An 18,777-nucleotide genomic window follows, 5' to 3' on the forward strand; every position below is an offset into this window, starting at 1 on the left:
CGAAGTGTACCGCTATTCGCCAGGGTTATAAACGGCCGGGTGACGCATCACAATCAGATGGTCAGAATCTGCCGGCAGCCCGTCAGGCTTTACGTTTTCCAGACGCAGTACGTTCCCCATAATTTCGCTGAAAACGGGCGCAGAAACGGCCCCGCCGTAGTAGGCGCCGTTTTTCGGGTCGTTGATCACCACCACCAGCGCAAAACGGGGATCGCTGGCGGGCGCAACGCCCGCAGTGTAGGCGACGTATTTATCCACATACTTACCGTGTTCATCGATTTTTTTGGCCGTCCCGGTTTTAATCGCCACGCGATAGTTACGCACCGCTGCTTTGATCCCGCCACCGCCGGGTAACGCGACGCTCTCCATCATGTGTTCCACCTCGTGAACAATTTCCTCGGGCATCACCCGTTTGCCAATCACCGGCGGATCGATACGGGTAATGGACAGAGGCCGTTCAATACCATAGCTGCCGATGGTGGCATACACATGCGCCAGCTGGAGGGGGCTGACCATCAGGCCATAGCCGAATGCAAAGGTCGCCCGGTCTAACTGGCTCCAGAATTTTCGCTGTGGCAGTAAGCCAGCGCTTTCCCCCGTTAAGCCAAGCCCGGTACTCTCGCCAAAACCAAAGTGCTTATAGGTATCCAGTAACCGTTGCACGGGCATGGCCAACGAAAGACGGGATACGCCCGTGTCGCTGGACTTTTGCAGGATCCCGGTCATCGTCAGTTCCGGATAGTAGCCCACGTCGCGAATACGATGCCCATCAATAGTGTAGGGATGCGTGTCTATCACGCTGTCAGGCTGAACCAGCCCCTGCTGTAGCGCCGTCATCAACACCAGAGGCTTAACGGTCGAGCCCGGTTCAAAGGTGTCGCTGATCGCGCGATTGCGAAAATCATCCAGCGTTGCCCCTTCCCGATTGTTGGGGTTGAAGTCCGGGAAGCTGGCCATCGCCAGTATTTCGCCCGTCTGGATATTAATCAGTACCGACGCGCCTGACTCGGCTTTGTTCCACGCCACGGCATTATCCAGCGCGTCTTCGGTGATGGTTTGCAGGCGTTCATCAATACTGAGCTGAATATTGTGCGCAGGAACGGGGGCCACCTCAGTGAGGTTCTCCACCACGTGTCCATAGCGATCTTTCCTGACCAGCCGCACGCCTGCCTTCCCGGTGAGCTGCGTGTTGAAACTTTTCTCGACGCCCTCAATACCCTGACCATCAATGTTCGTGAAGCCAATCAGGTTAGCCGCCACGTGTCCGGCGGGATAAAAGCGGCGGGACTCATCGCGAAGGTTAATACCGGGAAGACGCAGCTTATCGATCCACTTTGCCTGGGAGGGATCAACCTGACGGGCAAGATAAATGAATCGCCCGTGCGGGTTGCTGTTAATCCGGGATGCGAGCGAGCTCAAAGAAAGGTGTAGGGCATTTGCCAGAGCCTGCCAGCGCGAATCAAACCCGACGCCCCCTTTTTCCAGCACGGTTTTGGGATCGGCCCAGACGGCCTGCACGGGTACGCTTACCGCAAGGGGACGCCCTTCACGGTCAACAATCATTCCACGCGGGGCATCTATCGCCACTTCGCGCAGGGAGCGCATATCCTCCTGCTTCACCAGATTATCCGGTTTGATAATTTGTAGCCACGCCACGCGGCCCAGCAGAAACGCGAGGCTACAAAAGATGGCGAGACACAGAAGTGCAAAACGTGCCGGCGTAAAGTTTCCGGTGGTCGTTATTGTCTTTTTTTTCACCTTAACCCCAGGGCTATTGATCAACGCCCTGATTTAACGGGAAAAACGGATAATAAGACGGGAAAAGAATGCTAATAACCTCACGGGTTTGCAACAAGATACTAACAGAGGTGGATTACGTAATATTTTGAAAAATAAGCGAATAAAAAAGCCCCGCATCGGCGAGGCTTATGTCTGAGAGCGAAGCGCCTGGCGCTTCAGTCAGCAGTGATTCGATCAGATAGCAGTTACGTTAACCGCAGCTGGGCCTTTCTGGCCGTCCTGAATTTCGAACTCAACGTTCTGGCCTTCAGCCAGAGTTTTGAAGCCGTTACCCTGGATTGCAGAGAAGTGTACGAACACGTCTTTGCTGCCGTCAGCAGGAGTAATGAAACCAAAACCTTTAGATTCGTTGAACCACTTAACTTGACCTTTAATCTTTGCCATTTGCAAAATTCCTTAGAGTGTTTTCTTAGCCCGCAGGCTTTGACATAGATAAAACTGAGACATTACTGCTTGAGGCACTAATATAAGGTTCGGCAGAGAAGCGGTATTCAACGACAACGTGTTTACTCAGGACTTCTTTACTGAAAATGCCACACATAAACAGAACTGTACCTCGTTTGACCCAAAACGTGTTATCACACACAACGTTTAATATGGCAAGCCATTTTTAAACGTGTCTCGATCCGCCGCACAAATTCACGTGTTACTCCAGAACAATCTGCACGGTTATGCGTATTGTCAAATGAAGCGCCACCTGATCTAACGGCCTACAGAGTGCCTTGACGCGCCCTGTAATCAAAGACTTTTTAAACATAGCTCAATCATTTCAAAGCGTCCATCCCAAACCCTACTTTTCTTTAAAGGAATGACTGAGTTAGAACTTTTTGTGAAAAGTTATGCTGAAAACAATGCAACGCACCAACGTGTGACAGTGAATATAAAAAGTTAATCAGCTATTGCTAACTGTATTAAAATCCACCATTTAATAAGCGTTATTCTGCACCAAAATAATGAAATTTTTATGACTCTGCCTCAAAAGAAGGCAAGCAAAACGTTTCGATAAAAATAAAACACTTTTGGCGAGTTAAGCACACTATTTATTCAACGAAACGGTATTTGTTAAATAAGGATAAATATTCGCCAGTTTTCAGTGCACTGAAACAAGAGTTAACTACTGCTTAATTCTTTGCGGGGATGTTGCGGGAAAAACGTGATAAGGGAGGAGATTTACGCCGTACGCTCAGGCCACCTCCCCGATCCGGGCAGACTATCGTTCGGCTACCAGGCGAATGAAGTCTTCCTCGTCTTGTTGCGGAGCAGTAGCGTCCTTCGGTATCGCTTTCGCTTCCGGTTCGTTGGCTTCGCACAAACGACGCAGCAACGCATTCTGCCTTTTCTGCTGATCCAGCAACGCTTCCAGCAGCTCAATTTGCTCGTTTGTACGGGAACTGGCGCGGTTAACGAAGAACCACAGTACCAGGCCAACAGCCAGCACAACCAACGCCATTACCAGGGATGCAATGCTCAGCAGCCCCGAATTCAGTAACTCACCCATTTCACCACCTCAGTAAAAACCGCTATTTTACCACTGCCGCCACGTAAGAACATCGCTCAGCGTAAAAATGACGTCTACCAGGGGATAAACTTATTGATTGAACAAATGCCGCTAAAGAACTGTACATCCTGATCGCACATCACATTGATAGTCTGCGTCCACAGCACCACGCATGCTATCAACACTATAACCAGAATTACCCAGCGTATTTTTTTCACTCCACACTCCGTCTTATGACCTGATGTAGCCAGGTTATCACGGCTATCTTAAACAGGGGCTAACTGTACCTTCAACTGACTCTTTTCGGAATCGTGCACTTGTTTCACTGCGTAAACCCGTTACGCTTACTCCATGACAACAAAGAAAAAAGAGGCATCGATGCGTTTACTCGTTCGTACGGTAATTGTACTGGCACTTGTGTGGATCGGCCTGCTGTTAAGTGGGTATGGCGTATTAATGGGAAGCAAAGAAAATGCCGCGGGTTTGGGTATTCAGTGTAAATATCTCACCGCCCAGGGGGTAAGCACGGCGCAGTACATCCATTCAGACAGCGGGATCATCGGGCTAAGCAACTGTCCCGTACTGCGTAAGTCCTCTGTCGTGGTTGATAACGGCTAATCAGCGCTGAACTTAATCTGCAAAAACGCCGCAAAAGTGCGGCGTTTTTTACTGGCGGCATCGATCAGAACGGGTAGTCGTTATAGCCCATCTGCTCTGAAATTTTGCGCGCTGCGGTATGCAGAATTGCCACATACTCATGAAGACGCTCTTCGGAAAAACGCAGCGTTGGGAACGAGATGCTCAGGCCCGCAATGACAACGCCGAAGCGGTCAAACACCGGCACACCGATGCAGCGCAGCCCTTCTTCCTGCTCTTCGTTATCTTCCCCGTAGCCCTGCTCGCGTACGCTATCCAGCACGCTCAGCAGTTCATCCGTACTGGTGATAGTGCGGTCGGTGCTACGCTTGTATTCCACGCCGTCAAGGATTTGCTTCACCTCTTCGCGATCGCGCCAGGCCAGCAGCACTTTACCAATTGCGGTACTGTAGAGCGGGTTACGGCGACCGATGCGTGAATACATGCGCAGGTTGTACATGGAATCAATTTTGTGGATGTAAACAATGCTGTCTTCATCCAGTGCGCCGAGGTGAATTGTCTCTTTCGTCAGCCGTGAAAGTTCACGCATCTGAATGTCCGCGCTGCGGATCAGATCCACGTTTTGCAAGGCACGAGCGCCCAGTTCAAACAGCTTCAGGGTCAGAGAATATTTTTCTGATTCTCCTTCCTGCGCGACATAACCCAATGATTTCATCGTCTGCAAAAAGCGATAAACGGTGCTTTTCGACATCATCACACGCTGAGACAACTCTGTAATACCAATTTCACGCTCTTCTCCGAGCGCCTGCAAGATGCCAAACACCTTCAGCACGGAAGAAACAGAATCTGGCTGCTTATCCAAATCTGCGATTGCCATTTATCACCTCATGGAGAGTGTTTTATAAAAATCAGAACCGGTTTTTATTATAAATTCGTGTGATGCGTGCTGCAATCTATCTGGCTTTACTTCGTTACAAATCTGCGACATAAAACCGAAATAACGGTGCTAAAATAGTTACCCTGAAAATAATTTCACGCTGAGTCATTCTTTTCCCATGCAAAAAAACGTTTCTGATGGCCTGCCCTTACCGCAGCGGTACGGGGCAATTGCCACTATTGTCATCGGCATTTCGATGGCCGTTCTTGACGGTGCGATTGCCAACGTTGCTCTTCCTACCATTGCAAAAGATCTTAATGCGTCTCCCGCAAGCTCCATCTGGATCGTGAATGCGTACCAGATAGCGATTGTGATTTCCCTCCTGTCACTCTCTTTCCTGGGCGAGATGTTTGGCTATCGGCGGGTTTACCAGTGCGGGCTGGTGGTCTTTACCCTCACCTCGCTCTTCTGTGCCCTTTCCGATTCGCTGCACACCCTCACCCTGGCGCGTATCGCTCAGGGCTTTGGGGGCGCGGCGCTGATGAGCGTGAATACGGCCCTGATTCGACTTATCTACCCTCATCGCCACCTTGGGCGCGGCATGGGCATTAACTCCTTTATTGTGGCCGTGTCGTCTGCCGCCGGGCCGACGATTGCCGCTGCCATTCTGTCTGTCGCCTCGTGGCAGTGGCTTTTTGCCATCAACGTGCCCCTTGGCATCGTGGCTATCTTCTTCGCCCTGCGCTATCTCCCGGAAAATGGTCCGAAAAACACCACGCCACGCTTCGACCTGCCCAGCGCCGTGATGAACGCGCTGACCTTTGGCCTGCTGATCACCGCGCTGAGCGGATTTGCGCAGGGGCAGTCGCTAATGCTCATTGCCGCAGAAATCGTTGCCCTGCTTGTTATCGGCTTTTTCTTTGTACGACGCCAGCTGGCGCTCCCCGTGCCGTTACTGCCGGTAGATTTGCTGCGTATACCGCTGTTCTCGCTCTCCATTTGCACTTCAATTTGCTCATTTTGCGCCCAGATGCTGGCGCTGGTCGCGCTGCCGTTCTTTTTACAGAGCGTGATTGGTCGTTCGGAAGTGGAAACGGGCTTGCTGCTCACGCCCTGGCCTCTGGCAACCATGGTGATGGCCCCGCTGGCCGGGTATCTTATTGAGCGAGTTCACGCCGGACTGCTGGGGGCTATCGGACTGGTAGTCATGGCTGTGGGACTGTTTGCGCTGGCGCTACTGCCCTCCTCGCCGGGGGATCTGGATATTATCTGGCGTATGATCCTCTGCGGTGCAGGTTTTGGTCTGTTCCAGTCACCGAATAACCACACGATTATCACCTCTGCCCCACGCAATCGCAGCGGTGGCGCCAGCGGAATGCTGGGGACGGCACGGCTATTAGGGCAAAGCACCGGGGCCGCACTGGTGGCGTTGATGTTTAACCTTGCCGGGCAGAATGCGACACACGTTGCGCTGATCACCGCTGGGACGCTAGCAACCCTCGCGGCTGTCGTCAGCGGGCTTCGTATCACCCAGCCGAAGGCGCAGGCATAAAAAAACCGGGCGGAGATTTCCTGCCCGGTTTTTATTCATGCGGCTGGTATTACTTCAGGTATTCACCGCTACGCAGCGCTTCGATTCGTTTATCCAGCGGCGGGTGAGACATAAACAGCTCGCTCAGCGACTTAGATTTACCGTTGATGCAGAAGGCCATCATGCTGTTCGCTTCCTGCGGCTCGTAGCTGGTTTTCAGACGTTGCAGCGCCGCAATCATCTTCTCACGACCCACCAGTTTCGCTGAACCGGCATCCGCATGGAACTCACGGTGACGGGAGAACCACATGGTAATGATGCTTGCCAGGATACCGAACACCAGTTCCAGCACCATCGAAACAGCAAAATAGATCAGCGGGTTGCCGTTGCTCTCTTCACCCTCATCACGGTTGCCGCCCATAAACCCGGCAGCGATTTGCGCCAGAATACGGGAAATAAAGATAACGAAGGTGTTCACCACGCCCTGGATCAGGGTCATGGTGACCATATCGCCGTTGGCGATGTGGCTGATCTCGTGAGCAATAACCGCTTCCGCTTCGTCACGGCTCATGTTTTGCAGCAGACCGGTACTGACGGCCACCAGGGACGCGTCACGACGTGCACCGGTAGCAAATGCGTTGATATCCGGCGCGTGGTAGATCGCCACCTGCGGCATGGCAATGCCCGCCTGCTTTGACTGCTGAGCAACCGTGCTCACCAGCCACTGTTCCATATCGTTACGCGGCTGCTCGATAACCTCACCGCCCACGGATTTCAGTGCCATCCACTTCGACATCAGCAGTGAAATGAAAGAGCCACCGAAACCAAACAGCAGCGCCATAATCAACAGACCCTGAACGCTGCTCGACTGAATTCCCGTCAGGCTTAGCACCAGCCCGAATACCACCATAACCGCAAGGTTGGTGAGCAGGAAGAGCGCGATTCGCATCATAATATTCTTTTAACCTCAGTTTAACAAAACGCACTATGCGATTACCCACATCGTATGGGTATTGCGGGTATTTTCAAGCATCCAGACGGCGTAAGTCACCAGAAAGACACAACTTTACACAATTGGAAATCTGCCTGACGGAAGGATGCAGAACAAAAAGAAACAGGCACAATCTCTTGTGCCTGTTGGGGAGTTATTTTGCCGGAGCAGGTTGCACGGCAGGTTTATCTTTTTCCAGCGTCGCGAGATCAAGCGCGATATGCACCGTCTCGTCCAGGTACGGATCGGGCTCCTGGTAATCCTTAGGCAGATCGTCCAGTTTTTTGAGCAGAGGCTTACCTTCACGCTTGAAGCGATCGTTGATACGCGCCAGTCGCGTCGCGTCATCTTCATTGTTCTCTTTCTCACGCTGGGCGTAGTTCAGAGACACAATGTTCCGTTTCGCTTTCAGTGCGTTGAAACGCGCAATGTCCTTCATGATGTACTGGAATTCAGGATCCTTCCCAATGCGATCGTTATGATTTTTCAACAGTTCCGGTCCGAACTGCTTCATATCACCCGATTTCACGAATGTCGCGGCATCGATGCTATCCCACGGAAGCGCGTTATCTTCAAACTTCTCGCCGGTTTCCGTCTCTTCAGTACCTGTCGGCATCATGATGTCCGGCGTGACGCCCTTACGCTGCGTACTGCCGCCATTGACGCGGTAAAACTTCTGAATGGTGTACTGTACTGAACCCAACGCCGGCCATTCAGGGCGCAGCATCTGGTCATAAATACGGTTCAGAGAGCGGTACTGCTGTACGGTGCCCTTGCCAAACGTCGGTTCGCCGACAATTAACGCCCGGCCATAATCCTGCATGGCGGCAGCAAAGATTTCCGATGCTGAGGCACTGAAGCGATCGACAAGGACCACCAGCGGCCCCTTATAGTAGACCACGCCATCGGTATCGGCATCTTCACGCACTTTACCGTTGTTATCGCGCACCTGCACCACCGGGCCAGACGGGATAAACAGCCCAGACAGCGAGACGGCTTCGGTCAGTGCCCCGCCGCCGTTGCTGCGCAGGTCAATGATCACGCTGCTGACATTCTGCTTCTCAAGCTTCTGTAGCTGCACTTTCACGTCATCGGTCAGGCCAACGTAGAAGCCCGGGATATCCAGTACGCCAACCTTCTCTTTCCCCACGGTTTTCACCGACATTTTCACCGCGCGATCTTCCAGACGGATACGCTCCCGGGTCAGGGTAATGATGCGGGTTTTGGTGCCCTTACCGGCTGGCAGGATCTCCAGGCGCACTTTGCTGCCCTTCGGCCCTTTGATCAGCGCAACAACGTCATCAAGACGCCAGCCAATCACGTCCACCATGCTCTTTCCGGTCTGACCAACACCGACAATGCGGTCGCCTACGCTGATCGCTTTACTTTTAGACGCAGGGCCACCGGCCACCATGGAGTTGATAACGGTGTAGTCATCGTCCATCTGAAGCACTGCACCAATACCTTCCAGAGACAGGCTCATTTCGGTATTGAACTGTTCGGTGTTACGTGGAGAGAGATAGTTGGTGTGCGGGTCAATTTCATGCGCAAACGCGGTCATCGCCAGTGAAAAAACGTCTTCACTGTTGGTCTGCGCCAGACGACGAATAGCGAACTTGTAGCGACGGTTTAACGTCTCACGGATCTCTTTCTCGTCTTTGCCGGTGAGCTTGAGGCTCAGTTCATCATATTTGACTTTTCCGTCCCACAGCGCATTCAGCTCAGCCTCGTCTTTCGGCCATGGCGCTTTGCTGCGGTCCAGATTAAAGGTGTCGTTGCCGGTGAAGTCCATTGGACGTTCCAGCACTTTGAGCGCGTATTGATAACGTTCAAAACGGCGCTTTTGCGATAAGTTGTAGAGATCGTAAAACAGATCCAGCTTTCCGGAGCGCAGCTCATCACCCACTTCGGATTTGCGTTTCGCGAACTGTTCGACATCGCTGGCCAGCAGTACGTTATGGCTGTAATCCAGCAAGTTCAGATAACGGTCAAAGATTTTGGCCGAAAAGGCCTGATCGAGATCGAACTGACGATAGTGCGAACGAGTAAAGCGCGACGTCACGCGCTCACTCACCGTCGCGTGCTGAGTCTCTTCCTTGAGAACCGGAATTTGATCGACACGCGTAATATCGTCCACAGCGAAAGCGTGGCCTGTTATAGCAAACAGGCCAGCCAACGCGGTGAGCTTAAAAAAAGTGTTCATGCCAGGCTCGGCCTCCGTTTCAGAACAACAAGTGTTCTGCGCGTACAATCATTGACATACCAGAAGTCAGCTGTACACGAACGCCATCTTTGGTGATTTCCAGTACGGTGGCGTCCATCGCGTTGTTACCCGCTTTCACCTTCAGAGACTGACCCACGCTCAGCGCATTGATGTCAGAAACCGGGGTGTGGCGCGGCTCTTCGCGCGGCGCACGTGGGGCTTTAGCTGCTGGTTTGTCAGCACGCGGTTTGCGATCGTTATTTTCTGCACGACGCGGTGCCGGGCGCGGTTTACGCTCGCGACGAGGGGCGTCTTCCTGACCGTTTGCCGCTGCGGCTTCGCGTTTTTTCGCCTGCTGTTCCGCACGCTGTGCCTGCACGCGAGCTTTGGCTTCTTCAAGCTGCTTACGCGCATGTTCTACGTGCTGTTCGTCCAGCTCACCGCACGGGTTGCCGTCAAGGTCGACACGGGTCGCACCCGGCTTGATACCGTACAGGTAACGCCAGCTCGAGGTATAAAGGCGTAATGCAGAGCGAAGCTGCGTTTTGCTGAGGTTCATCTCCCCCTCAACGCGCGCGACCAGATCCTGAAAGATACCGACTTTCAGAGGACGCGCTTCACCTTCAGCGCTGAAGCACTGCGGGAAACGCTCGGCCAGAAATGCGATAACTTCTTTACTGCTATTCAACTTAGGTTGATTTTCCATGAAATTTCCTGATTACAACGGACGTTGCCAACAAGCGCAGGCATGAACAGGCGACATTATAATGACGCTATCAGTAAATGCTACGTTATCCGTTGATTATCCTGCGACGCTCGCAAAGAATTTATGATAATCGGTCTCTGCAAGAACATTTTCCAGGTTCGCCGCAAGCGTGCGCAGCCCCTGTTCGTCCTCGGCAGTGAAGCGGCTGAAGACCGTGCTGTCGATATCCAGAACGCCAATAATCTGATTTTTTACCACCAGCGGCAGTACGATTTCAGCGTTGCTTGCGGCATCACAGGCAATATGGCCGTCAAACGCGTGGACGTCTTCAACGCGCTGAACCTCACGCGTTGCCACGGCGGTACCGCACACGCCGCGCCCTACCGGAATGCGAACGCAGGCCAGCCTGCCCTGAAACGGCCCAAGCACCAGCGTGTCGTCTTCCAGAAGATAAAAGCCGGCCCAGTTCACGTCAGAGAGGCGTTCGAAGAGCAACGCGCTGGTATTTGCCAGAGTGGCTAAGAAACTGGTTTCCCCTGCCATTAATGCTTTAAAATCGCGATTCAGATCCGCGTAGAATTCTGTTTTGTTCATTCTTCAATCACTTAGTTAACTTACAAATTTACCGCATAGCCTATTAAAATAAGCATTAAATGCGCTCATGCTCAAGATGAATCCGTACATGAGTTATTATAACTTTCAACAATACTAAACCGTGCGCGACTCATGGCCATAAAAACACCCAAAATTACGCCGACAGGAAAGATCGTTATCCATACGGTAAGCGAAGCTTTGCCTCGTGCACATTATCAGCGTTGCCCCCAGTGCGATACGCTTTTTATGTTGCCGAAGATGAAATCGCACCAAAGCGCCTTTTGTCCTCGCTGCGATGCCAAAATTCGCGATGGACGAGACTGGTCGCTAACGCGTCTGGCCGCAATGGCGGTCACCATGCTGCTGCTGATGCCGTTTGCCTGGACCGAACCGCTGCTGAAGCTCTATCTTCTGGGCGTGCGCATCGACGCCAACGTATTTCAGGGGATCTGGCAGATGACGCGCGAGGGCGATCCGCTCACCGGCGCGATGGTGCTATTCTGCGTCGTCGGCGCGCCGCTGGTGCTGGTCGCGGCGATTGCCTACCTGTGGTTTGGCAATATTCTGGGGATGAACCTGCGCCCGGTGCTGCTGATGCTGGATAAGCTCAAAGAGTGGGTCATGCTGGATATCTATCTGGTGGGCGTCGGCGTGGCCTCCATCAAGGTGCAGGATTACGCGTTTTTACAGCCCGGCATTGGCCTTTTTGCATTCATATCGCTGGTCCTGCTGAGCATTTTGACCATGATCCATCTGAACGTTGAACAGCTCTGGGAGCGCTTTTACCCCCAGCGCCCCGCGACGCGGCCTGATGAAAACCTGCGCGTCTGCCTGGGATGTCATTACACCGGTTTTCCGGATAAACGCGGCAGGTGCCCGCGCTGCCATATTCCGCTAAGATTGCGGCGCAACAATAGCCTGCAAAAATGCTGGGCGGCGCTTATCGCCTCTCTGGTATTTTTGTTCCCGGCCAACATGCTGCCCATCTCGGTGATTTACGTAAACGGCGCCCGCCAGGAAGATACGATCCTCTCCGGGATTATTTCTCTGGCGCACAGTAACGTGGGGGTCGCCGCGATTGTTTTTATCGCCAGTATTCTGGTGCCCTTTACCAAAGTGGTGGTGATGTTTACGCTACTTATCAGCATTCACTTTAAATGCGAACAAGGACTCCGCACCCGCATCCTGCTTCTGCGATTCGTGACCTGGATCGGTCGCTGGTCGATGTTGGATCTGTTCGTGATTTCGCTGATGATGTCGCTCATCAATCGCGATCAGTTACTTGCTTTTACCATGGGACCCGCAGCTTTTTATTTCGGCTCTGCGGTGATATTGACTATTCTTGCAGTGGAATGGCTGGACAGCCGCTTACTTTGGGACGCACATGAGTCAGGAAACGCCCGCTTCGCCGACTGAAGCGAGAATTAAAACAAAACGTCGTATTTCGCCATTCTGGCTGCTGCCTGTCATCGCGCTGATGATCGCAGGCTGGCTTATCTGGACGAGCTATGAAGATCGCGGAAGTACCATCACGATTGATTTCCAGTCTGCGGATGGCATTGTCGCCGGACGTACCCCCGTTCGCTTCCAGGGGGTGGAAGTGGGTACCGTGCAGGATATCTCCCTCGGCAAAGGGCTGAACAAAATCCAGGTACGGGCGAGCATTAAGTCCGATATGCAGGACGCGCTGCGCGCCGAAACGCAGTTCTGGCTGGTAACGCCAAAAGCCTCGCTGGCCGGCGTTTCCGGGCTGGATGCGCTCGTGGGCGGAAACTATATCGGCATGATGCCCGGTAAAGGTGAGCCGCAGGATCACTTCGTTGCGCTGGATACGCAGCCAAAATACCGGCTGAATAACGGTGATTTGATGATCCATCTCCGCGCGCCGGATTTAGGATCGCTGAACAGCGGTTCTCTGGTCTATTTCCGCAAAATTCCGGTTGGCCGCGTGTATGATTACGCCATTAACCCGAACAAAGACGGCGTGACCATCGACGTGCTGATCGAACGGCGCTTTACCAGCCTGGTGAAAAAAGGCAGCCGCTTCTGGAACGTCTCCGGCGTCGATGCCGATCTGAGCTTAAGCGGTGCGAAAGTGAAGCTTGAGAGCCTGGCGGCGCTGGTGAATGGCGCTATCGCCTTCGATTCCCCGGAAGGCTCAAGCCCTGCCGCCGCTGAAGATACGTTTGGCCTGTATGCTGACCTGGCGCACAGCCAGCGCGGCGTCATCGTCAAGCTGACCCTGCCGGATGCTAAAGGACTGAAAGCCGGCTCGACCCCGCTGATGTACCAGGGATTAGAGGTCGGCCAACTGACGAAATTAACCCTCAATGCAGGCGGCTCCGTCACCGGCGAGATGACCGTGGATCCAAGCGTTGTCGATCTCCTGCGGGAGAAGACGCGTATCGAGCTGCGTAATCCGAAGCTGTCGCTCAGCGACGCCAGCATCAGTTCGCTGCTGACCGGCAGTACCTTCGAGCTGATCCCGGGAGAAGGCCAGCCGAATAAAACCTTTGTTATCGCCCCGGCGGATAAAGCGCTGCTGCAAAAGCCGGGCGTGCAAACGATTACCCTGAATGCACCGGAGAGCTATGGCATCGAAGCCGGACAGCCGCTGATCCTGCACGGTGTGCAGGTAGGCCAGGTTCTCGAACGTAAGCTGACAGAAAAAGGGGTCTCCTTCTCCGCCGCCATCGATCCGCAGTACAGCAATCTGGTTCACGGCGACAGTAAATTTGTGGTCAACAGCCGGGTCGACGTGAAGGTGGGCCTGGACGGCGTTGAGTTCCTCGGCGCCAGCGCCAGCGAGTGGGTCAACGGCGGGATCCGCATTCTGCCGGGCAGCAAAGGTGCGTTGCGCGAGAGCTATCCGCTGTTCGCAAATCTGGACAAAGCCATTGAAAACAGCATGGGCGACCTGCCGACCACCACGCTGACCTTAAGTGCTGAAACGCTGCCGGATGTCCAGGCGGGCTCCGTGGTGCTCTATCGCAAGTTTGAGGTCGGGGAAGTGATCACCGTTCGCCCTCGCGCGGACGCGTTTGATATCGAACTGCACATCAAGCCGGAGTACCGCAAGCTGCTCACGCCAAACAGCGTGTTCTGGGCGGAAGGCGGCGCGAAGGTGCAGCTTAACGGCAGCGGCCTGACCGTACAGGCGTCTCCCCTCTCCCGTGCCCTGCGCGGTGCGATCAGCTTTGACAACCTGAGCGGCGCGGGCGGCAACATGCGTAAAGGTGACAAGCGGATCCTCTTCCCGTCTGAAACCGCAGCGCGCGCCGTCGGGGGACAGATTACGCTACATACCTTTGACGCCGGTAAACTGGCGGAGGGGATGCCTATCCGCTATCTCGGCATTGATATCGGGCAGGTCCAGAAGCTGAAGCTCATCACCGCGCGCAATGAAGTCCAGGCAACCGCCGTGCTTTATCCGGAATATGTGCAGACGTTTGCCCGCGCTGGCTCGCGCTTCTCGGTGGTTACGCCGCAAATTTCTGCCGCAGGGGTTGAGCACCTCGACACTATACTTCAGCCGTACATTAACGTTGAACCGGGTCGCGGCAACGCGCGTCGTGAGTTTGAGTTGCAGGAGGCGACCATCACCGACTCCCGCTATCTGGACGGTCTGAGCATCGTGGTTGAAGTGCCGGAAGCCGGTTCGCTGGGCATCGGCACGCCGGTGCTGTTCCGCGGCATTGAGGTAGGGACGGTAACCAGCCTGACGCTGGGTAATCTGTCCGATCGCGTGATGGTCGGCCTGCGCATCAGCCAGCGTTATCAGCATCTGGTCCGCAACAACTCAGTGTTCTGGCTGGCTTCAGGTTACTCCCTCGACTTCGGCCTGACCGGCGGCGTGGTGAAAACGGGGACCTTTAACCAGTTCATTCGCGGCGGCATTGCCTTCGCAACGCCGCCTGGCACGCCTCTGGCACCTAAAGCGCAGGCAGGTAAACACTTCCTGCTGCTGGAAAGTGAACCGAAAGAGTGGCGCGAATGGGGAACGGCGCTGCCGCGTTAATCTCGCAGGCTCCGGTGTCAACGCGCCGGAGCCTTTATGTTACACTGCGCGCCTGAATGTTTCCCTGTGGTGTGCCCGTGGCTCAAAACTCCGTATTTCTTCCCGAACAATTCCTCGCGCAGATGCGCGAGGCGCTTCCTGCTCATCTCTCATTCGACGATTTCATCGCCGCCTGCCAGCGCCCTTTGCGCCGGAGTATTCGCGTCAATACGCTAAAAATCAGCGTCGGGGCATTTCTGGATCTCGTCTCTCCCTACGGCTGGCAACTGACGCCGGTGCCGTGGTGTGAAGAAGGGTTCTGGATCGAGCGGGATGACGAGGAAAGCTTGCCCCTCGGCAGCACCGCCGAGCACCTGAGCGGGCTGTTTTATATTCAGGAAGCCAGCTCCATGCTGCCGGTTGCCGCGCTGTTTGCCGATGATAACCAGCCTGAACGGGTGATGGATGTCGCCGCGGCGCCGGGCTCTAAAACCACGCAGATTGCCGCCCGGATGAACAACCGCGGCGCGATCCTCGCCAATGAATTTTCCGCCAGCCGCGTGAAGGTTCTGCACGCCAATATCAGCCGCTGCGGGATCCACAACGTCGCGTTGACGCACTTTGACGGTCGCGTTTTTGGGACTGCCCTGCCGGAAGCGTTTGATGCCATCCTGCTTGATGCGCCCTGCTCCGGCGAAGGCGTGGTGCGAAAAGATCCTGATGCATTAAAAAACTGGTCCGTTGAAAGCAACCTTGAGATCGCCGCCACGCAGCGTGAACTGATCGACAGCGCGTTCCATGCCCTGCGCCCCGGCGGCACGCTGGTTTACTCCACCTGCACGCTGAACCGCGATGAAAACGAGGATGTCTGCCTGTGGCTGAAGGCGCGCTATCCGGACGCCGTCGAGTTTTTACCGCTGGATACGCTGTTTGACTCGGCCAGTGAAGCCGCCACGCCTGAAGGCTTCCTCCATGTCTTCCCGCAGATTTACGATTGCGAAGGTTTCTTCGTCGCGCGCCTGCGTAAAACCGGCGCCGTAGAGCCCCTGCCCGCGCCGACGTTTAAGGTCGGTAAATTCCCCTTCACGCCGGTTAAAGGCCGTGAAGCGGCACAGGTGGAGGCGGCTGCAAACAAAGTGGGGCTGCGCTGGGATGAGAGCCTGCACCTCTGGATGCGTGACAAAGAGCTGTGGCTGTTCCCGACCCATATCGAACCGCTGATGGGTAAAGTGCGTTTCTCCCGCCTTGGTATTCGTCTGGCGGAGATCCACAACAAAGGCTATCGCTGGCAGCATGAAGCGGTCATTGCGCTGGCTGGTCATGAAAACACGTTCGCCCTGACGCATCAGGAAGCGGAGGAGTGGTATCGCGGTCGTGACGTTTATCCGGAAAACGGTCCGGCGCAGGATGAAACGATCGTGACGTATCAGGGTTTTCCGCTGGGTCTGGCGAAAAAAGTCGGCTCGCGGCTGAAAAACAGTTATCCACGTGAACTGGTTCGCGATGGCCGTCTGTTTACCGGTAACAGCCGCACCGCCTGAAAAAAACGCATTTTTTTACTGGCGATTTCGCTCTCCTTGTCTAGGATCAAAAATGGATGACTTCACTGGTCATACCAGATTTTGGGCAACAAACCGGAGAGCATTATGACGAAAACCAGCGTACGCATTGGCGCTTTTGAAATCGACGACGCTGAATTGCGCGGCGAAGCACAAGGCGATCGAACGTTAAGTATTCCCTGCAAATCCGATCCGGATTTGTGCATGCAACTGGACGCCTGGGATGCAGACACCAGCGTCCCGGCGATCCTCGATGGGGAACATTCCGTTCTGTACCGTAAGCATTACGACAGTAAAACCGATGCCTGGGTCCTGCGTCTTGCCTGACCCAAAGAGAACCCGCCCGAAGGCGGGTTATTTATTACTGAAGCTGCACCAGCGTCAGAAAGCCCCCAAACACCGCCCCCGTATCGATATAGTGCAGATTGTTAAAGTCATACCGCTTGTCTACGGGCGTGTGTCCAAACCAGAAGTGATCCGCCCCGCTAACGCCCTGGCCTTTACCCACCATAAAGCCCATTAAACGATCGCGGTCCCACAGCACGCGCCTGGCATCAACCGGCTTTTGCCAGACATATTCGGCTGAGGGATAATCCGCATGAGCCACAACGTTCAGGCCATTTATGCAGGTTATTTCAATGACGTGCGGTAAGGTCCGGCAGGCTTTGAGTAACGTCAGCGCCTGTTTTTGTTGCTCACCCTTAAGCGCGCTAAACCAAATACCGCCATTTACCGACCACAGGCTAAAATCATTATTTTCCAGCGCATCTAACGCCATTTGCTCGTGATTGCCGCGCACCGCATAAAACCAGTTTTCCTGTATCAGCTGTAAACATTTTACGCTGTCAGGCCCGCGATCGATAATATCTCCCACGGAGATCAGCAGATCCGTATCAGGATTAAAATGCCGACGTTTCAGCGCATCTAAAAGCTGCTGATAGCAACCATGAATATCGCTGACAACCCAGACATGACGCCAGTCTTTACCCTCTATTTTCTGATACATAAGCCCTCCATTCTGAAGTATAGCCGCAGCAGAAAATGTCCAGTCAGATATTACAAACCCCAACAAACCCTCAACCAGCCGGAAATAAACCCTGCCGCGCTATTAATCCTTTATTAGCGGCCCCCTAAAATAGAGCGCAATAAAACGAGGGATTTTTACGTGTCGAACTTACACCTGCAAAATGATGTTTTTTATCCGCATCGCACAAATATTATTTCGGAACTGATTAAGGGAAAACGCGTTCCAGGGCCTATCTGGCAAAAACGGGAATACCGTCTGAAGTTTCTTTTGCGCTCGCTTTTATTCTGGTCTTCAACCCATCGTATGCTGGAGGCGCTATCCGGACGCGATGATTTTGACAGATTACTGGCGGCGCAAATTACGCTGCCGAGCAAAACCCACCGTCAGTACCTGATGCGCGGCCTGAACGCCAATGACAGAGCCGACGCCATCGTCAGCCACTACCACTGGATTGACAGCCTGAAAGACCGGATGCTCGCTCACGCCCTCGCGAGCCCCAATGAGTTGCCCGTGGCGCAGTTTGAGGCGAAAAACGGGGTGATCTATACCGTTACAGCCTCCTCCGCGGGCAAGGCCGAACGCGAGGGCGAAAGTACGCTGTGGCTGCACGACCATGAAGATACCCTTCTCGCCAGCCTGACGTTTTGCGTTGCGCGCAGCAACGGGCGCTCTGTGCTGGTGATTGGCGGCCTTCAGGGCCCGCGCCGCAGCGTCTCGCGTGACGTTATCAAGCAGGCCACACGCGCCTGCCACGGGCTGTTCCCGAAACGCGTGCTGATGGAGGTGATCTTCCAGCTCGCCTCACACTCGAACATCAGCGCTATCTTTGCCGTCAGCGATGAGGGGCACGTATTTCGCGCCCTGCGCTACCGGCTGAGCAAAGGCCGACATTTCCACGCCAGCTACGACGAGTTCTGGGAAAGCCTGAACGGAAAACAGCTCTCACCTCTTTGCTGGCAGCTGCCGCTGCGGATAGCGCGCAAATCGCTGGATGAGATCGCCAGCAAGAAACGCGCAGAATACCGCCGCCGCTTTGCGCTTCTCGATAATATTGCGGCTTCCGTCAATGCGCGGATTGAGCCCTTGTCGACCTCAGGCGAAAAACAAACAAAAATTTAACAAAACAGCCAAAAAGGACTGGACTTACGCCTGCCGGGTTGTGGTATGTTTTAAGCAGGCGCACAGGAAGTGAGCCTTCTGCTGAGACGAAAACCGGATTTTATCGTTTACTATGAAGCAGATAAAAAGAGACCGAATACGATTCCTGTATTCGGTCCAGGGAAATGGCTCTTGGGAGAGAGCCGTGCGCTAAAAGTTGGCATTAATGCAGGCTCAATCGCCTTGCCCTTTAAGAATAGATGACGACGTCAGGTTTTCCAGTCCACAGTAAAAGTGGC

General features: G+C 54.0%; 17 protein-coding genes and 1 pseudogene. 7 read left to right on the plus strand and 11 right to left on the minus strand.

What is annotated here, in order from left to right; all coding sequences use genetic code 11:
* Window positions 1-12 precede the first annotated feature (12 nt).
* From ftsI to mgrB, 5 genes and pseudogenes are all read right to left on the minus strand, one after another.
* Complete coding sequence (gene ftsI, locus N5C09_RS02430; protein ID WP_279748377.1) at window positions 13-1,758, minus strand: peptidoglycan glycosyltransferase FtsI; 1,746 nt, start codon at window positions 1,756-1,758, stop codon at window positions 13-15.
* Window positions 1,759-1,974: 216 nt separating this feature from the next.
* Window positions 1,975-2,184 carry a transcription antiterminator/RNA stability regulator CspE gene (gene cspE, locus N5C09_RS02435; protein ID WP_001062678.1) on the minus strand — a complete coding sequence of 70 codons (210 nt, stop codon included), beginning with the start codon at window positions 2,182-2,184 and terminating at the stop codon, window positions 1,975-1,977.
* 12 nt (window positions 2,185-2,196) lie between these two features.
* A pseudogene (locus N5C09_RS02440) lies at window positions 2,197-2,341 on the minus strand (DUF2627 domain-containing protein).
* Window positions 2,342-3,010: 669 nt separating this feature from the next.
* Window positions 3,011-3,298, minus strand: a complete 288-nt coding sequence (locus tag N5C09_RS02445) for a YebO family protein (protein WP_107535549.1) — start codon at window positions 3,296-3,298, stop codon at window positions 3,011-3,013.
* Between the two features lie 74 nt (window positions 3,299-3,372).
* Complete coding sequence (gene mgrB, locus N5C09_RS02450; RefSeq protein WP_063868482.1) at window positions 3,373-3,516, minus strand: PhoP/PhoQ regulator MgrB; 144 nt, start codon at window positions 3,514-3,516, stop codon at window positions 3,373-3,375.
* Between the two features lie 160 nt (window positions 3,517-3,676).
* Here mgrB and N5C09_RS02455 point away from each other — a divergent pair, with 160 nt between their 5' ends.
* The gene (locus N5C09_RS02455) at window positions 3,677-3,916 is read left to right on the plus strand and encodes a YobH family protein (protein WP_063449624.1); all 240 of its coding nucleotides are present in this window, start codon (window positions 3,677-3,679) and stop codon (window positions 3,914-3,916) included.
* A gap of 64 nt (window positions 3,917-3,980) precedes the next feature.
* On the opposite strand, the gene kdgR is transcribed toward N5C09_RS02455, so the two are convergent.
* Complete coding sequence (gene kdgR, locus N5C09_RS02460) at window positions 3,981-4,772, minus strand: DNA-binding transcriptional regulator KdgR (RefSeq protein WP_063449625.1); 792 nt, start codon at window positions 4,770-4,772, stop codon at window positions 3,981-3,983.
* Between the two features lie 178 nt (window positions 4,773-4,950).
* Here kdgR and N5C09_RS02465 point away from each other — a divergent pair, with 178 nt between their 5' ends.
* Window positions 4,951-6,324, plus strand: a complete 1,374-nt coding sequence (locus tag N5C09_RS02465) for an MFS transporter (RefSeq protein WP_279748378.1) — start codon at window positions 4,951-4,953, stop codon at window positions 6,322-6,324.
* A 49-nt stretch (window positions 6,325-6,373) separates the two neighbouring features.
* Here N5C09_RS02465 and htpX read toward each other — a convergent pair whose 3' ends face one another.
* The 4 genes from htpX to N5C09_RS02485 all read right to left on the minus strand — a co-directional run bounded on the left by htpX (window position 6,374) and on the right by N5C09_RS02485 (window position 10,797).
* Window positions 6,374-7,255 carry a protease HtpX gene (htpX, locus tag N5C09_RS02470; RefSeq protein ID WP_063868480.1) on the minus strand — a complete coding sequence of 294 codons (882 nt, stop codon included), beginning with the start codon at window positions 7,253-7,255 and terminating at the stop codon, window positions 6,374-6,376.
* A gap of 193 nt (window positions 7,256-7,448) precedes the next feature.
* Window positions 7,449-9,497 carry a carboxy terminal-processing peptidase gene (prc, locus tag N5C09_RS02475; protein ID WP_063868479.1) on the minus strand — a complete coding sequence of 683 codons (2,049 nt, stop codon included), beginning with the start codon at window positions 9,495-9,497 and terminating at the stop codon, window positions 7,449-7,451.
* Window positions 9,498-9,516: 19 nt separating this feature from the next.
* Window positions 9,517-10,203, minus strand: coding sequence for an RNA chaperone ProQ (proQ, locus tag N5C09_RS02480; RefSeq protein WP_006811005.1), 687 nt, complete (start codon window positions 10,201-10,203; stop codon window positions 9,517-9,519).
* Between the two features lie 96 nt (window positions 10,204-10,299).
* Complete coding sequence (locus N5C09_RS02485; protein WP_279748379.1) at window positions 10,300-10,797, minus strand: GAF domain-containing protein; 498 nt, start codon at window positions 10,795-10,797, stop codon at window positions 10,300-10,302.
* A 132-nt stretch (window positions 10,798-10,929) separates the two neighbouring features.
* Between N5C09_RS02485 and yebS the strand changes: the two genes are divergently transcribed.
* The 4 genes from yebS to N5C09_RS02505 all read left to right on the plus strand — a co-directional run bounded on the left by yebS (window position 10,930) and on the right by N5C09_RS02505 (window position 16,680).
* Window positions 10,930-12,213: a membrane integrity lipid transport subunit YebS gene (gene yebS / locus N5C09_RS02490; protein WP_063449630.1), complete on the plus strand. Its 1,284-nt coding sequence runs from the start codon at window positions 10,930-10,932 to the stop codon at window positions 12,211-12,213.
* Window positions 12,182-14,815 carry a PqiB family protein gene (locus tag N5C09_RS02495; RefSeq protein ID WP_102750892.1) on the plus strand — a complete coding sequence of 878 codons (2,634 nt, stop codon included), beginning with the start codon at window positions 12,182-12,184 and terminating at the stop codon, window positions 14,813-14,815. Before yebS ends, N5C09_RS02495 begins: the two co-directional genes overlap by 32 nt.
* A gap of 77 nt (window positions 14,816-14,892) precedes the next feature.
* On the plus strand, window positions 14,893-16,335 hold the full coding sequence (gene rsmF / locus N5C09_RS02500) for a 16S rRNA (cytosine(1407)-C(5))-methyltransferase RsmF (protein ID WP_279748380.1): 1,443 nt from the start codon (window positions 14,893-14,895) through the stop codon (window positions 16,333-16,335).
* 105 nt (window positions 16,336-16,440) lie between these two features.
* The gene (locus N5C09_RS02505; RefSeq protein ID WP_279748381.1) at window positions 16,441-16,680 is read left to right on the plus strand and encodes a YebV family protein; all 240 of its coding nucleotides are present in this window, start codon (window positions 16,441-16,443) and stop codon (window positions 16,678-16,680) included.
* Window positions 16,681-16,714: 34 nt separating this feature from the next.
* Here the strand turns inward: N5C09_RS02505 and pphA are convergent, their stop codons facing one another.
* The gene (gene pphA / locus N5C09_RS02510) at window positions 16,715-17,359 is read right to left on the minus strand and encodes a protein-serine/threonine phosphatase (RefSeq protein ID WP_279748382.1); all 645 of its coding nucleotides are present in this window, start codon (window positions 17,357-17,359) and stop codon (window positions 16,715-16,717) included.
* Window positions 17,360-17,518: 159 nt separating this feature from the next.
* Between pphA and N5C09_RS02515 the strand changes: the two genes are divergently transcribed.
* Window positions 17,519-18,499, plus strand: coding sequence for a VirK/YbjX family protein (locus N5C09_RS02515; protein WP_193037075.1), 981 nt, complete (start codon window positions 17,519-17,521; stop codon window positions 18,497-18,499).
* Window positions 18,500-18,777: the final 278 nt, after the last annotated feature.

The sequence above is a fragment of the Enterobacter sp. GD03975 genome (assembly GCF_029838645.1).
Lineage (GTDB): Bacteria > Pseudomonadota > Gammaproteobacteria > Enterobacterales > Enterobacteriaceae > Enterobacter > Enterobacter quasihormaechei.

Coding starts and splice junctions, on each gene's coding strand:
- cspE (WP_001062678.1), bottom strand. CDS start 2,184: ATGGCAAAGATTAAAGGTCAAGTTAAGTGGTTCAACGAATCTAAAGGT.
- N5C09_RS02445 (WP_107535549.1), bottom strand. CDS start 3,298: ATGGGTGAGTTACTGAATTCGGGGCTGCTGAGCATTGCATCCCTGGTA.
- N5C09_RS02455 (WP_063449624.1), top strand. CDS start 3,677: ATGCGTTTACTCGTTCGTACGGTAATTGTACTGGCACTTGTGTGGATC.
- kdgR (WP_063449625.1), bottom strand. CDS start 4,772: ATGGCAATCGCAGATTTGGATAAGCAGCCAGATTCTGTTTCTTCCGTG.
- N5C09_RS02465 (WP_279748378.1), top strand. CDS start 4,951: ATGCAAAAAAACGTTTCTGATGGCCTGCCCTTACCGCAGCGGTACGGG.
- htpX (WP_063868480.1), bottom strand. CDS start 7,255: ATGATGCGAATCGCGCTCTTCCTGCTCACCAACCTTGCGGTTATGGTG.
- prc (WP_063868479.1), bottom strand. CDS start 9,497: ATGAACACTTTTTTTAAGCTCACCGCGTTGGCTGGCCTGTTTGCTATA.
- proQ (WP_006811005.1), bottom strand. CDS start 10,203: ATGGAAAATCAACCTAAGTTGAATAGCAGTAAAGAAGTTATCGCATTT.
- N5C09_RS02485 (WP_279748379.1), bottom strand. CDS start 10,797: ATGAACAAAACAGAATTCTACGCGGATCTGAATCGCGATTTTAAAGCA.
- yebS (WP_063449630.1), top strand. CDS start 10,930: ATGGCCATAAAAACACCCAAAATTACGCCGACAGGAAAGATCGTTATC.
- N5C09_RS02495 (WP_102750892.1), top strand. CDS start 12,182: ATGAGTCAGGAAACGCCCGCTTCGCCGACTGAAGCGAGAATTAAAACA.
- N5C09_RS02505 (WP_279748381.1), top strand. CDS start 16,441: ATGACGAAAACCAGCGTACGCATTGGCGCTTTTGAAATCGACGACGCT.
- pphA (WP_279748382.1), bottom strand. CDS start 17,359: ATGTATCAGAAAATAGAGGGTAAAGACTGGCGTCATGTCTGGGTTGTC.